This is a genomic window from Geobacillus sp. CCR (assembly GCF_052906625.1).
Genome location: NZ_JBREBQ010000019.1, coordinates 1 through 13,646, shown reverse-complemented (window position 1 = coordinate 13,646; position 13,646 = coordinate 1). Strand labels below are relative to the sequence as shown.

The following is a 13,646-nucleotide window of genomic DNA, read 5'->3' as shown; positions in this document are numbered from 1 at the left end:
TAAAAAGGTGGGAACGATACCGTCCCGCCAAGAGTCTGACGCCAAAGGGCGATGTTCAAGAAGCGAAACGCAATATATTGCTTTTTAACAATTATATACGGCAATCAAAAAAGGTGCCCCGATCTTTTTGGGACACCTTTCCTTTTTGTTTCGTTGTGTTAACGGATGCCGAGCGGATCGGTTTCTTCATCTGCAACGGTGCACGCTTCCGCCAAAGCGAGGTCGGCGGCGGCGTCTTCGGCAGTGACGAGGACGCGCCAGCTCGGGTTCTCGATCAAACGGCAAAAATCAAGAAAGCGCGTTTGGGCAATCGCTTCGTACCACCCGTGGCGGTCCGAGAGCACCACGGTGCGCTCGTACGGGATGCGCGGGGCGTCTGACCGTGGAACCGACGGCAACAGGCGGTTGGCCGCTTGCCTGACTTGTTCGATGGCGCGGGAGGACGGTTGTTTCGGAATGGCATCAAGCAAAGCGTCCATATGCGCTGCCTCATCGGTTGAGACGAGGCCGGAGACGGATAGCTGCGTCGGAATCCAGCCTTCAAGCACGATGCGCCCGCGTGCCGTATGAATGTCCCAGTGCGTCGATTCCGAAGCGGCGGGGTCCATCGTAAAGCCGTGGTAATAATGGACGGGGATGCGCCAGCCGTTGCTTTCATGAATCACCGTAGCGCCGACGCGCGGCCGTGTGCCGTCTGGTTCTCGCAACGCGAATCCGCGTGCGGAAGCCGCTTCGCCAAACCAGTCGCGTCCGACTTCAAAAAAGTGGACGCCGTGCTCGATCAGGATGCCGCCGCTTCGCCGCTCGTCCCAAAACCAATGGCCTTCCGCGACACGGTGAGCCGCGTTGTGAAGGCTTGCGTAGTCCACTGGGCCAAGAAACGCGCGGTGGATGAGTTGCTTGACGGCTTCTGCGAGCGGGTGGTAGCGAAGGACGAGATTGACCGCCAACGCCCGGTTTTGGCGGGCGGCGAGCTGGATGTTCGCCCGCAGCGCCTCGGCGGTGAGGCCGCCTGGCTTTTCAAGCAACACATGTTTGCCTTCCTCAAGCGCCCGCTTGGCAAGCGGGGCGTGCAAATGCGGCGGGGTGGTGAGAATGACGATGTCAACATGCGGGTCAACGATCAATTCTTCAGCTTCGCGGTATTCGCGCACGTCGCCCGCCTGTGCCTGACGGCGGCGATAGGCGTCGATGACGCGCTGGCGTTTTTCGTCCGTCCGCCCGGCGACAGCGGCGAGATGGAAGGAAGGAAGCGGGGCGAGCGCGCCGGCGAGAAATTCAGCGAATGCGCCGGCACCGGCAATGCCAACATGGTAACGGAAAGATGATGAAGAAATCATGGCGTATTCTCCTCCTCCCTCACATATATATAGCATTAACGATACTCATTATACCGCAAAGAAAAAGAAGAACGAGAAAATGAAAGTTTTGAAATTTGCAAGCATCAATCATTCCTCATCGACACCATCCGACAATTATTTCGCTTGCATAGAAGGAGGAATATTATGTATATTATTATTAGCAACCATCGCAGCCGAGTGCTAGCAATCTATGAACTACTTTCATTTTCTCGTTCATCCGTCAAAAAAGGTGTCTATTTTTGTGAAAAAAAGATATGGAGGGATGACGAAATGAAAGCATTGTTGCTGGCAGGAGGATTAGGTACGCGTCTTCGTCCATTGACCGAAAACATCCCCAAACCGATGGCCCCGATTGCGAACCGGCCATGGCTTGAACACCTCATCGTTCATCTTCGCGACCAAGGAGTCAACGAATTTGTCATCGCCGCACATCATTGTTCAGAAGTGATCCGTCGCTATTTCGAAGATGGGAAGCGCTGGAACGTCAAGATTACATACGCGCTCGAACCGTTCCCGCTCGGAACGGCTGGGGCGATCAAAAACGCCGAGCGCTGGCTGAAGGAACGGTTTCTCGTGTTTAACGCCGACATTGTGCATTTGCCGCAATTGATCCCGCTGCTTGATTTCCATCGTCAACATGGCGGTTTGGCGACGATTGTCTTAACGGAAGTAGACGATCCTTCTTCCTATGGGGTGGTCGAACAAGACGATCGTGGGCAAATTTTACGCTTTGTCGAAAAGCCGCGCCGCGAAGAAGCGCCATCGAACCGCATCAATGCCGGCATGTATATTTTCGAGCCGGACGTGATGCGTTATATTCCGGCTGAGCGGGAAGTGTCGATCGAGCGTGAAACATTCCCGCTGCTGATCGAGAAGAATGTCGGTGTATATGGCATCGTCAGCACCGGATACTGGCGTGATATGGGGACGCCGGCCCGCTACCGCCAAGTGCATTGGGATGCGTTGAGCCGGGAGTTTCCGATTCCGCTCAAAGGACGTGAAATTCAACCGGGCGTGTTTGTTGGTGAAAACGTGGAGATTGGGTCTGGCGTCTTGTTTGTGCCGCCTGTGCTCATCGGCGACCACGTGAAAATCGGTCCGCAGGCTGTCATTGGCCCAAATGCGGTCATCGGCGACCGCTGCCAAATTGGCGCCCGCGTCCATTGCGCGCAGACAATCGTTTGGGACCGCTCTGTCATTCGTGACCGCAGCCGTTTGCAAAACAGCATTTTCGGCTATCGGACGGTGACGCCGGCGGGAGAAGTGTTCGAGGATTCAATCATCAACCAGTTTAAGGAGGCGGTGCAAGCATGATTCGAATTGCCTACGTCAGCACGTACCCGCCGCGGCGGTGCGGGCTGGCGACGTTTACGGAACATTTGCGGCAAAGTATTGACGGCGTCCGCGGACCGTCCGATGGCGACCGCGTCATCGTGTTGTACAACGAAAGCGACGGCGATGACGCCTATCGCCACAACCCGGCGTATTGGCCGCTCCCGGCGCAAAACCGCACGGCGTATGCCGAAATGGCGAAACGGGTGAATGAGAGCGACATCGATGTTGTCGTCCTGCAGCATGAATTTGGCATTTTCGGCGGCGAGGCGGGCGAATACATTCTTGATTTCATCGCAGCGCTAGAAAAACCGCTCGTAACGACGTTCCATACGGTGTTTGCCGACCCGCCGTTGCCGTATCGCCCGATTCAAGGGAAAATCGCGGCGGCAAGCGATGCGATCATCGTCATGAACCGGCAGGCGATCCCGTATTTGGTCAAAGCGTTTGGCTTGCCGGAAGAAAAAATTGTCTACATTCCGCACGGTGCTCCAGGCCCAAGCAGCGAAAATCGCGATTCGCTTCGCCGCCGCCTCGGATTCAGCGGCCGCAAAGTGATGTTGACGTTCGGGCTTCTAAGCCGCGGCAAAGGGGTTGAATCGGTCTTGGCCGCATTGCCGGGCGTCGTGCGCAAGGTGCCGGAAGCGCTGTATGTCATTGCCGGACAGACGCACCCAGAAGTGAAAAAGCGGGAAGGGGAGGCGTACCGCGATGAGCTGAAAGCGTTGATTCATCGGCTCGGGCTCGATGGCCATGTTCGCATGGAGGACCGGTATTTCAGCGAGGAAGAGCTGATTGATTATTTGACGGCATGCGACCTATACGTCACTCCCTACCCGGGCATGCAGCAAATCACAAGCGGCACGCTTGCCTATGCGGTCGGCGTCGGCCGTCCGGTCGTTTCGACGCCGTATGAGCATGCGCGCGATTTGTTGCAAGGTTGTGAAGAGCTGTTGTTGCCGTATGGCGATACGACCGCCTGGGAAGAGCGGCTCGGGCAGCTGTTGGCCGACGAGGCGGCGCTGAAGCGATGGGAGGAAAAGGTGCGCCAAATCGGGGCAAACACGCATTGGCCGCGCGTCGGCGAACAGCATGTCGCCTTGTTTGCGCGCATGTGCGACGCGAAACGTGGGGAGGTGAAGACCATTGGCACCGTCAGTCATTAAGTTCGACCATCTCGAGCGCATGACTGACGACACCGGATTGCTTGAGCATAGCCTTGGCCGCATCCCGCGCCGTCGCGAGGGTTATTCGACCGATGACAACGCCCGCGCCATCTGGGCGTGCCTGGAATGGATGGCGCTATGTGAAGACAAAGGAGAGAAAGAGCGGCTGCACCGTTTGCTTGACCGGTATTTGGCGTTTTTGCTTTGGGCGCAAAACGATGATGGCACGTTCCATAACAACTTTTTCTTCGATCGGACAAAAGAAGAGGAAACGCCGTCAGACGACTGCTTCGGGCGGTCGTTTTGGGCGACGGCGTTGGCTTACGTTCGCCTCAGCGATCCGGCGCGGCGCGAGGCGGCAGCAGATATGTTGCGGCGGGCCATGCCGGCGGCTTGGGAGCTTCGTTCGCTGCGCGGCGTCGCCTGGGGGGTGGCCACTTGCGGCGTCTTATTGACAGAAGGACGCCCGCTTGGCGTCGATCAAGAGGAAGTGGCAGCTTTGGCTGCACGGCTTGAGCAGCGGCTGCTTGCGGCGTATTGGGAGCATGCTGGCGACGATTGGTATTGGTATGAGCCGGAGTTGACGTACGCCAACGGGGTGCTGCCGTGGGCGCTTTGGACGGCATATCGGCGCGCGCCTCGGGATGAGGTGAAGGAAGTGGCGGAAAAAAGCCTTGCTTTCCTTATTGAAAAAATGAGCGGACCGGGAGGTGTCATCCGTCCGGTCGGCAACCGCGGCTGGTGCAGCCGCCGCTACCGCGCCGATTGGGATCAACAGCCGCTTGATGTGATGAAGCTCGCTTTGGCGGCGCGCGAAGCGTATTGGGCAACGGACGACGAGCGTTATCGCGGCGTCGTCCGCCGCTGCCTCGCTTGGTTTTACGGACAAAACGACGGCAACGCGCCGCTTGCCGACCCAAGCGACGGCAGTTGCTGCGACGGGCTTGGCCCGAACGGCCCGAACCCGAATCGGGGGGCGGAGTCAACATTGTCGTACTTGTTAACAGCAGCAATCGCTCAATCGATTTCGGTGGAGGTGGTTGTCGATGAATACGTCAACAACGAAACCGTTCGCATGGCCGGCACACGTGTTTAAAGAATACGACATCCGCGGACGAGCCGGAGAGGAGCTCGATGAGTCGTTCGCGTATTGGCTCGGACGGGCCTTTGCCGACATGATGCAAAAGGAAGGCGAGAAGAGGGCGGTTGTCGGTCATGACAATCGTCTATCATCGCCTGGCTTGCATCGGGCGCTCAAAGATGGGCTGCTCGATGGCGGCTGCGATGTCGTCGATATTGGGCTTTCGACGACGCCGATGTTTTACTACAGCTTATACTACACGAACATTCCATGCGGCATGATCATCACCGCCAGCCATAACCCAGGGGATGAGAACGGATTTAAAATCGCCATGGGAAAAACGACAATTTATGGCGAGCGCATCCAAGCGTTGCGGCGGGCGATGGAGCGGCTCAGCCAGGAACAGCCGCGGCCTGAAACAGCGCGCGGGCGCGAGGAAACGTTGGACCTTGCTCCGGCATATATCAATATGTTGAAGGAGAAAATCCAACTCGGTCCGCGCAAGCTGAAGGTCGTCGTCGACTGCGGCAACGGCACCCCATCGATCATTGCGCCACAAGTGCTCAAAGAGTGGGGATGCGATGTCGTCCCGCTTTACTGTGAATCCGATCCAACGTTTCCGAACCATCATCCGGACCCGGTCGTGCCGGAGAACTTAACGGCCTTGATTGAGATGGTGCGCAAGGAGCAGGCTGATCTTGGCATCGCGTTTGACGGCGACGGTGATCGGATCGGGGTTGTGGATGAAACGGGTGCGATCCGTTGGGGCGACCAACTGATGGTGCTGTTCTGGCGCGAGATTCTTAAGCGCTATCCGGGAGCCGACGCGCCCGTTGAAGTGAAATGTTCGCAAGCGCTTGTTGAGGAAATTGAGCGGCTCGGCGGGAAACCGTTCTTCCATCGCACCGGCCATTCGCACGTCAAAGCGACGTTGCGCCGTCGTCCGGAGATCCCGTTTGCTGGTGAAATGTCTGGCCATTTGTTCTTCAATGATGAGTTTTACGGCTATGACGATGCACTGTACGCCGCTGGGCGCCTGCTTCGATTACTGTCGCACGATGAGCGCCCGCTGTCCGAGTGGTTTGCCGATGTGCCGCGGTACGCGGCGACGCCGGAGACGCGAGTTGCTTGTCCGGAAGAGAAAAAACCAGCTGCCATTGCTGCGGTGAAAAACCGGTTCGCTGGCCGCTATCCGGTTGTTGACGTCGATGGCGCCCGCATCCAGTTCCCGGAAGGCTGGGGGTTGGTGCGGCCGTCGAACACGCAGCCGATTCTCGTCTTACGCGCAGAAGCGAAGACGGAGGAAGCGCTGGCGGAGATTAAGCGGCAACTGGCTGATTGTCTCCATGCTCTTGAATTGTGCATCGATTGGTGATGTTCATTTCCAAGCTGCCCGAAATGCTTGGGCCTGTTCTTGATGGTGCGCTCTGTTTGGCGCAAAAACTCTTTTCCGGCGCGGCGCCCGCTATCTCGTGCGGGCCGCCGGCGCCGGTTTGTTTTTGCTGTCGCAGGGGTTAAAGCTTGATTTCTTGCCAGTTATTTGTCCATAATAGATAGGGGTAAAAACGAGTTGTAGGAGAGTTGAAGGCGTGGTGATCCGTGAATCGTTGCAATATATTCAAGATGCATACGCGGCATTGACGGAGTTGAGCATGCTTATCGTCGATGATCACGGCGCTCCCGTGACGAAAGTATCGAATATGACCGAGCTGGCGGAGCTCGTTTTGTTTGCAGCTGAAAGGGAAGCGCCATCGTTTTTCTGCCCGCGAGAACTTGTTATTGACGGATGGCAGCGTCCATCGGTCGTACCGGTCGGGCGTTTTGGCATGAAAAGCATCGTCGCTCCCGTGTTTGTCGATGAGAAGGCGGAATATTGGATTTGGGCGGGCGTGTTTATCGAGGAAGAGACGAAATGGCTCATTTGCGAACAGCCGCTGGCAGCCGGCGGAAAGTGGGTGTCAGCCATCGAACGATCGGTGGCGCTGCCGGCGCGGGCAGTCGAAGCGAAGTTAAAAGATATAGAAAAGATGGCGGTCATATGCGGGGAATTAATCAGCGGCGAGCGCCGCAAGCAGCAATGCTGTGAATACGGAAAACGGCTCGAAGCAGTGGTCACGGACAGCTCCGCCCTAGCGGACGTGGACAAGCTGCTTTTTGAGTTGCGGGCGTTCGATGAACGCGTCGATATGGCGTTGTATATCGCCAAGTGTCCGCAAGGATGGATGGTGGCGGCGGCAAGCGGGGAAAAGGCCGGAAAGCTGCGCGGCAAGATGATCGATGCGTTGTTTCCGCCGCTTTCGTCTTCGAAGCCGCCGCTTCGTTCGGTTTACGTTCAAGATGCCGCTTTGGATCCACGCTTTTCCTTTTTTGTCCGCCATGGCATCCGCCCGAAAGCGATGATTGCGTATCCGGCGATGTACGGGAAAACAATGGAAGGATGGGTCATGATCGGCAGCGAGGCGGCCTCTTCACTGCCAGCGGCGCTTCGTTCGGTCGGCTCCGCCCTCGTTCAACATTGGCTGCTTCTGGCTAAATGTACAGAGGCCGATATGAAAATGGACCGCCATTTGATGCGCCTTTCGATGTTGATGGAAATTGGACGGGCCATGCGTATGGTGCAGAACGAGGAAGAAATCATCCGGATGATGGCCGAATTCGCCGCGGAGCTCGCTTACGGCGATTTCGTCTGCGTGGTATGGTCTAGCGATGGCCAAACAGCCGTTGTCCACGAAGGAGCGATGGACGTAGAAATGGCCGTTCGTTATCGGGATGATGTCTGCCGTCGCTATGGCTGTCACGGCGAGAAGGCGAAAAGCGAGGTGCCGGCGTTGCTTGATGTCGAGGGCAAATCGGTGATGGAAGTGCCGTTTTTCGTCGGCGATGGCCGCTATGGCGTTCTCGCCGTTCATATAAAGAAAGGAAGGGAAGCGAAAGAGGCGGAAGTGTATATGACGGCGCTGGCCGCGATTGGTGTGATGATGATTAGCGGCAAGGCCCACGGTGGGAATGATGGGACGGTCAATATCGACATGCTGTCCGAGCAGTTGACAGCCCGGGAGATGGATGTATTGGAGCTGCTCATTCAAGGCTGCAGCAACCGCGAAATTTCAGAACGGTTGTTCATTAGCGTCCATACCGTGAAAAATCATATTACGAACATTTTTCAAAAAATTGGCGTCAATGACCGGTCGCAGTTGATCGCCCTTGTGTATCAACTAAACCACCGCCGGCAGCGCCGCTAAGGGGACATCATTGGACGATGGGTGCCATGATGTCTTTTTTTTTTGGATGTAGGAAATTGGAATGAACCCCATTTTGTATTATAATTAGTTGTAGTAAATAAGAACTATTTTTCGATAGATGGAACAATAAAGGAGAAAAATAGCATTCGAATCCGTTTTCCCCAGCGCTGGAACGTGGGATAGTGGAAAAGCTGCCATGTTGCTTTGGCCGGCGCATAAGCATAACAAGGATAGGGGAATGCCGATGAAGCCCAAGGCCATGATCCGAACGATGGCGATCGTGAAAACGGCGGACATTTTAAAAGCGATGGACATTACCGAGGAACTGGCGAAGAGAATGGGGTTTTTGCCGCGCGATTGCCTTTTTCTTCGGCTCGCGACAGAGGAAGCGTGCACGAATGCGTATGAATATTGTCAAAAAACGAGAAAACTGCCATTTAGGATATTTTGGAAAATTGATGCGAGACAGTTTATGATCATTGTCAAACAGCGAGGAGGATGCTTCTCCGTAGCCCAAACTGATGTCGTCAACACTGGGCCGCGCGGCAGGGGGCTGCAGCTGATCACCCATATCGTCGACGATGTATACGTGAAGCAAGCGGGAAACAACGTCTTGTTTTGCATGTGCAAATGCAAAAAAAAAGAGTGACTATTGGAGGAAACAAGATGGAGACAAAACAAGGGGCAATTTGCACGCTGACATGGGCAGAAGATATTACCTTAAACAATGTCGAATCGTTCCGTCAAGCGCTGGAAAAGTTGCTGGACAAACAGGCGGATCAATTGATCGTCAACATGGAGGGGGTCAAATACATTAACAGCGCCGGACTCGGGGTCATCGCTGACAGCGTCATGGCGGCGAGAGCCCGACAAAAAGAGTTGGTCATTGCCGGAGTGGAAGGGTCGCTTGCAGAAATTTTCCATATCGTCAAATTTTCTTCGTTTATCAAACTATTTGCCACAGAGAAGGAAGCCATGGATTATTTCAGTGGAGAATGACGTTCTATGGTGGATGGGTTTTGGGAACATGTTCAACGTTATGACCACCTCGCGTGGCGAGAGTTGCTTCTCGGCTTGGAAAAAATGAATGTATTCGTTGGGCCGGGCGATTATGTGTATTGGCTCGCAGCGCCGGAACAAAGGCGGCTCTTGTTCATTTCGTCATCATGCGAGCAGCTGTACGGCCTGCCTCCGGACGACTTTTACCGCGATCAAGACATATGGGCAAAAGTGTCCTACCCGGATGACCGCGCCAAGGCGGAAAGAAAATGGTCGCTTCTTTCGGGGGCGGATGCGGGTGCCCAAACGTATCGCATCATCAATCAGCGGGATGGCTCCGTCCGCTGGGTGCTTGAACGGACGTTTCCTGTGCTTGGCCAATTCGGGGAAGTGAGGCTCGTCAGCGGAGTTGTCGCTGATCTGACAGAAGCAAAGCGAAACGAGAATGAACGGCAGCTCGCTGAACAAGTGTACAAAGCGATGGAACAGGCGATGCTCGTAACCGATGGCCAGTTTGTCGTTCAGTTTGTCAATCCGGCGTTCACAAAAATCACTGGCCATGGTGTAGAGATTGTCGGTCAGCCGCTGCATACGCTTTACGCGGGTTATTACGAGGCCTGGCTTTATGAGGTGATTCAAGCGGGAACTGGGGAAAGTGGAGAATGGAGGGGGTGGGTGCGCTGGCGGCGGAAAAACGGTTCGGTCTATGTCAGGCAGACGACGGTGCGGGCTGTGCCTGGCCATGATGGAGGAATCGCTTTTTACTTGTTTTTATTTGCCGGTCCAACTTATGAGAACCCATACATCGCAGCGATGAAAGATGACTTGCGGCTGGCCCGCGAGGTGCAAAAGCGCGTGTTGAGCAAGCCGTTGTCGGCCAAAGGAATCCAGATTGCCGGAACGTACATCCCATCACGGGAGCTGGGGGGCGATATGTACGCCTGGTATCCGATCGACAAACAGCGGTACGGCATTTTTTTAATGGATGTGATGGGTCATGGGGCAGCGGCTTCACTCATTTGCATGTCGGTCCGCTCGCTCTTAAACGGCGTCATCCGCAAAGGGATCGTTCCGACGGAAGTGTTTCGCGAGTTGAACCGCCATATGCGCCAGTTGTACCATGAAAACGGGCGGATGACGTATTATTTCACCGCCGTGTATGTTCTTGTGGATGTCAAGGAACGGATGATTGAATATGCATCAGCCGGCCATCCGCCGGGGTTTTTGTTCCAACCGGACGGAACGGTGGCGGAGTTGGACCGCGGCTGCGCGCCGATCGGGCTGCTTCCGCGCCTTTTTGTCGACAGCGGCCGGTTGCGCTACGAGCCGGGGGCGACGCTTGTGTTGTATTCCGACGGGGCGATTGAAGGGGGGGCGGGATCCGTTCGGCAAAAGATTGAAGCGTTCCGCGATGCGCTAACGCCGCATATTTTATTGGACGAGCAGGTGCTTTTGGACCATCTGCGCCGCCATTTTGCGCAAAAAGGGCCGCTTCCGGACGATTTTTCGGCGGTGGTGGCCAAGCTTGGCTAAACGAGGGGAAAAGCCGCCTGTATTCGGATGATCGATCCGCTTCACAAGCTGCTTTTTCTTTATGTATGAAACGGCACGGCAGCCAACTGTGTCTCGGTTGCAAAAATGGCCTTTTGGGCTATCTTTTTTACGGATCGTGAAAAGACGCATTCACTCCTGCCGCCCAATAATGGCGGCAAACACCAAACTATAGTATAGATTCCTTTCCACAATTCAGGTTAAAATAAAGACAATTACGCTGTTGATTGCGAATACAATATAGAAAAGGCAACAGGAGGGAAGACATATGGCGGTGACGAATCCGGCTGGATTTTGGAAGCGGCTGTTGGCTAACTTGTTGGATGCGATTGTCGTTGGCATTCCGATTTCGATCATCGGCTATTTCATCACTGGCAGTTGGGAAACGAACTGGTTTACGTCATTAGCGAACATCCTTTACGCGTTAATCGTTCCGGCTGTTTGGTACGGATATACGGTCGGCAAGCGGATGCTTGGCATCCGGATTGCGAAAGTCAACGGCGGAAAAGTTGGGGTCGGCACGATGTTTTTGCGCTCGTTCGTTGGCGGACTCGTATACTTTATCACGTTTGGCATTGGTCTCATTATTAGTGCGATTATGGTAGCTGCAAGAGAAGACAAACGGTCGATTCACGATTTTATCGCTGGGACGTATGTGACAACGGAAAAACCGACGGTGTAAACAATGGAAAAAGGCGGGCTTCCGAGTGGAGGCCCGCTGTTTTTACAAAGATTAATTAATCTATTGAGGTAATAACTTAGGTAGCGTCAAAAGTTTTATGAAAACTCCACATCCGCCATCCCATGGAGCATCGTAAGGCATCCTTGGAGCCGGATTCGCCCTTGACCAACACCCGCCAAAGGTGTGAAAGGGACGTCAAGGGCGACGGGGACAAAAAAGAGGGCATAGGAAAGCCGCCCTTGCCCTTACCGAATTTTACCTTTGACGAGGTTCGGTTGGTCAAGGGTTCGCTTCGCCGAATCCGGCTGTTCTTCTGATCCATGGGCTCCGGCGGACAAAAAAGTTAGGCTGCCTCTTGTTGGAGGAAATCTTGAGCCATGGCGATCAGCTTCGTCCACCGGGCCGGCATATGGGGCAGATCGGCGAGCTCCGGGATGACGACAGGAACCCGGCCTTCGAGTGCACCGTGCGGGCGCAGGAAGTTGAAATACGCCACAAACAGCGTGACAAAGGAGACCGAGCCTTCTTCCGCGCCAAATCCGTGAGTCGGCCGATAGTTGCCTTTAAACGTCCGGTTGAATCGCTCGATGATTTGTTTGAGCGCGCGGAACTCTTCGGACACCGGATCCTCATTGGTCAGTCCGATCACTTGGCGGACGTCAAACGGAATCCCGTGCTGGGCAAAAAAGTGCTGCGCCAGCAGGTAAATGGGATTGCCGTCGACGACGAACGACAAATCGTCCGGGATGGACGGCAGCTTTCGCAGGACGTCATCGATGGCGCGGATGGCCGACAACGCATCCCGGTGGGGCGAGACGCGATACGACAACACCACTTTTTTCACGGCATCAAACATAAAAAACAGGTAATGCCAGCGTCCTTTCACGCGAATATACGTCTCATCCCCACAGAACGAGCCGGACAGCTCGTACGGGAACTGGTCGACAAATGGCTGAATCATGAGCGCGACGCTATTGGCGTAGTTGAGCACCGTCTGATGGGAGATCGACACGCCATGCACATCCTTCATGATTCCGGCTGTCTGTCTGGAGGACATCCCATAGTTAACGTAGTACGTCAACACGAGTCCGAGGGTGTGCGACGACACCGCCAGACGAGACAAATCGACCTTTGGCTTTTTCGGCGACGATGGGGCCAATGGTTGAAAGTCAAACAAAAACTCACGGAACAGATACCGCACCTTGAAGGCTTGAGGGTTCTGCTGGAACCGTTGGCGTTCTTTTTGGCTCATCCGGCGAAGGTTCTTTTGGTAAAACGGGCAGTCGTTGTTCTTGCATTTGTAGATGTAGTAGTCCTTGCGTTCTTTGATTTTCTCAAGCGTTTGGAAGCAGTGCGGGCAACGAAAGACCGCTTGCTTTTTGAACCGATTTCGATGGTTGAACCGGCATTGGCACACTTTGCATTGGTACTGCCCTTTTCCGCCGTTGTTGGCGTACAGGTAGGATGACGGCGCCTGGCAACGGGGACACGTCAACGAATCCGGAACACGGTGTTTATATACATGCAACATAAAGAGTTAACTTCTCATCCTGCACACCCTAAGCGTTGCAGCACTTCCTCCGGACGTTCGTGGATGTAGTGGACAAACCGAGCAATGGCCTGGACGATATCGTTTCGATTTTTGTGAAACACATTGGCGATCACGGTGTCTTTCAGCCATTTCCACAAGCGTTCGATCGGGTTCAGTTGCGGAGAATACGGAGGAAGGTAAATAAAGTGAAAACACTGTCCTTCTTCCCGCAAAAACTCCTTGACCATTTTGGCATGGTGAATGCGGGCGTTATCCAACACCAAAACCATGAGACGGTCTAAATAGCGCTGTTTGAGCATTCTCAAGAAATCCAAGAACGTCGCGGCATTGGCAGCGGTCGTTTGATGAAGCACCGTTTCGCCATCGTGGATGTTGACCGCGCCAAACAGCGATACGTGGGCATGATGGCCGAACGTCGGCACTTGTTTTTGGCGGCCGACTTCCGACCATGTGGACCGCAAGACATGGTAAGAGCGGATATGTGTTTCATCAAGGTACAACAAGACCGAATCAGGATCCATTAAGTTTTTTTTAGGAAGTCGATCTGTTTCTCAAACCCGTGGTGCTAGATAAACTTGATCAAGCATAAAAATAGCCCTTGCTGGCGGATCTCCAGTAGAATGAAAGTGTCACCCAACATTCGAAAGGAGAGATCCCCCATGCAAGAGCACTTTCATTTT

General features: G+C 54.6%; 11 protein-coding genes and 1 pseudogene. 9 read left to right on the top strand and 3 right to left on the bottom strand.

Annotated features, from left to right (window positions below; all coding sequences use genetic code 11):
- Positions 1-158 precede the first annotated feature (158 nt).
- Positions 159-1,340, bottom strand: a complete 1,182-nt coding sequence (locus tag ACVBDQ_RS11040) for a Gfo/Idh/MocA family protein (protein WP_011229863.1) — start codon at positions 1,338-1,340, stop codon at positions 159-161.
- Between the two features lie 291 nt (positions 1,341-1,631).
- On the opposite strand from ACVBDQ_RS11040, the gene ACVBDQ_RS11035 reads away from it, so the two are divergent.
- The 9 genes from ACVBDQ_RS11035 to ACVBDQ_RS10995 all read left to right on the top strand — a co-directional run bounded on the left by ACVBDQ_RS11035 (position 1,632) and on the right by ACVBDQ_RS10995 (position 11,414).
- Positions 1,632-2,675 (top strand): nucleotidyltransferase family protein, encoded by a 1,044-nt coding sequence (locus tag ACVBDQ_RS11035; protein ID WP_011229864.1) that lies wholly within the window; start codon positions 1,632-1,634, stop codon positions 2,673-2,675.
- A complete protein-coding gene (locus tag ACVBDQ_RS11030; protein WP_446663220.1) occupies positions 2,672-3,859 on the top strand; it encodes a glycosyltransferase family 4 protein in 1,188 nt (395 codons plus the stop codon). Before ACVBDQ_RS11035 ends, ACVBDQ_RS11030 begins: the two co-directional genes overlap by 4 nt.
- Complete coding sequence (locus ACVBDQ_RS11025; protein WP_011229866.1) at positions 3,840-4,955, top strand: hypothetical protein; 1,116 nt, start codon at positions 3,840-3,842, stop codon at positions 4,953-4,955. The genes ACVBDQ_RS11030 and ACVBDQ_RS11025 overlap by 20 nt, the downstream gene beginning before the upstream one ends.
- The gene (locus ACVBDQ_RS11020; RefSeq protein ID WP_023633790.1) at positions 4,906-6,315 is read left to right on the top strand and encodes a phosphomannomutase/phosphoglucomutase; all 1,410 of its coding nucleotides are present in this window, start codon (positions 4,906-4,908) and stop codon (positions 6,313-6,315) included. The genes ACVBDQ_RS11025 and ACVBDQ_RS11020 overlap by 50 nt, the downstream gene beginning before the upstream one ends.
- A 214-nt stretch (positions 6,316-6,529) precedes the next feature.
- A complete protein-coding gene (locus tag ACVBDQ_RS11015; protein WP_042381020.1) occupies positions 6,530-8,182 on the top strand; it encodes a helix-turn-helix domain-containing protein in 1,653 nt (550 codons plus the stop codon).
- A gap of 244 nt (positions 8,183-8,426) precedes the next feature.
- On the top strand, positions 8,427-8,831 hold the full coding sequence (locus ACVBDQ_RS11010) for an ATP-binding protein (RefSeq protein WP_031212548.1): 405 nt from the start codon (positions 8,427-8,429) through the stop codon (positions 8,829-8,831).
- A gap of 17 nt (positions 8,832-8,848) precedes the next feature.
- A complete protein-coding gene (locus tag ACVBDQ_RS11005) occupies positions 8,849-9,181 on the top strand; it encodes an STAS domain-containing protein (protein WP_011229870.1) in 333 nt (110 codons plus the stop codon).
- Between the two features lie 6 nt (positions 9,182-9,187).
- A complete protein-coding gene (locus ACVBDQ_RS11000; protein WP_014194852.1) occupies positions 9,188-10,714 on the top strand; it encodes a PP2C family protein-serine/threonine phosphatase in 1,527 nt (508 codons plus the stop codon).
- A gap of 286 nt (positions 10,715-11,000) precedes the next feature.
- Positions 11,001-11,414, top strand: coding sequence for an RDD family protein (locus ACVBDQ_RS10995; RefSeq protein WP_011229872.1), 414 nt, complete (start codon positions 11,001-11,003; stop codon positions 11,412-11,414).
- Positions 11,415-11,757: 343 nt separating this feature from the next.
- On the opposite strand, the pseudogene ACVBDQ_RS10990 reads toward ACVBDQ_RS10995, so the two are convergent.
- Positions 11,758-12,930, bottom strand: a pseudogene (locus ACVBDQ_RS10990) (IS6 family transposase); the annotation flags it as partial.
- A gap of 29 nt (positions 12,931-12,959) precedes the next feature.
- Complete coding sequence (locus ACVBDQ_RS10985; RefSeq protein WP_150826324.1) at positions 12,960-13,487, bottom strand: IS630 family transposase; 528 nt, start codon at positions 13,485-13,487, stop codon at positions 12,960-12,962.
- Between the last annotated feature and the right edge of the window lie 159 nt (positions 13,488-13,646).

What these genes read in the sequence shown, in the direction of transcription:
- ACVBDQ_RS11040 (WP_011229863.1), bottom strand. Translation starts at nt 1,340, where the DNA reads ATGATTTCTTCATCATCTTTCCGTTACCATGTTGGCATTGCCGGTGCC.
- ACVBDQ_RS11035 (WP_011229864.1), top strand. Translation starts at nt 1,632, where the DNA reads ATGAAAGCATTGTTGCTGGCAGGAGGATTAGGTACGCGTCTTCGTCCA.
- ACVBDQ_RS11030 (WP_446663220.1), top strand. Translation starts at nt 2,672, where the DNA reads ATGATTCGAATTGCCTACGTCAGCACGTACCCGCCGCGGCGGTGCGGG.
- ACVBDQ_RS11020 (WP_023633790.1), top strand. Translation starts at nt 4,906, where the DNA reads ATGAATACGTCAACAACGAAACCGTTCGCATGGCCGGCACACGTGTTT.
- ACVBDQ_RS11010 (WP_031212548.1), top strand. Translation starts at nt 8,427, where the DNA reads ATGAAGCCCAAGGCCATGATCCGAACGATGGCGATCGTGAAAACGGCG.
- ACVBDQ_RS11005 (WP_011229870.1), top strand. Translation starts at nt 8,849, where the DNA reads ATGGAGACAAAACAAGGGGCAATTTGCACGCTGACATGGGCAGAAGAT.
- ACVBDQ_RS11000 (WP_014194852.1), top strand. Translation starts at nt 9,188, where the DNA reads ATGGTGGATGGGTTTTGGGAACATGTTCAACGTTATGACCACCTCGCG.
- ACVBDQ_RS10995 (WP_011229872.1), top strand. Translation starts at nt 11,001, where the DNA reads ATGGCGGTGACGAATCCGGCTGGATTTTGGAAGCGGCTGTTGGCTAAC.
- ACVBDQ_RS10985 (WP_150826324.1), bottom strand. Translation starts at nt 13,487, where the DNA reads ATGGATCCTGATTCGGTCTTGTTGTACCTTGATGAAACACATATCCGC.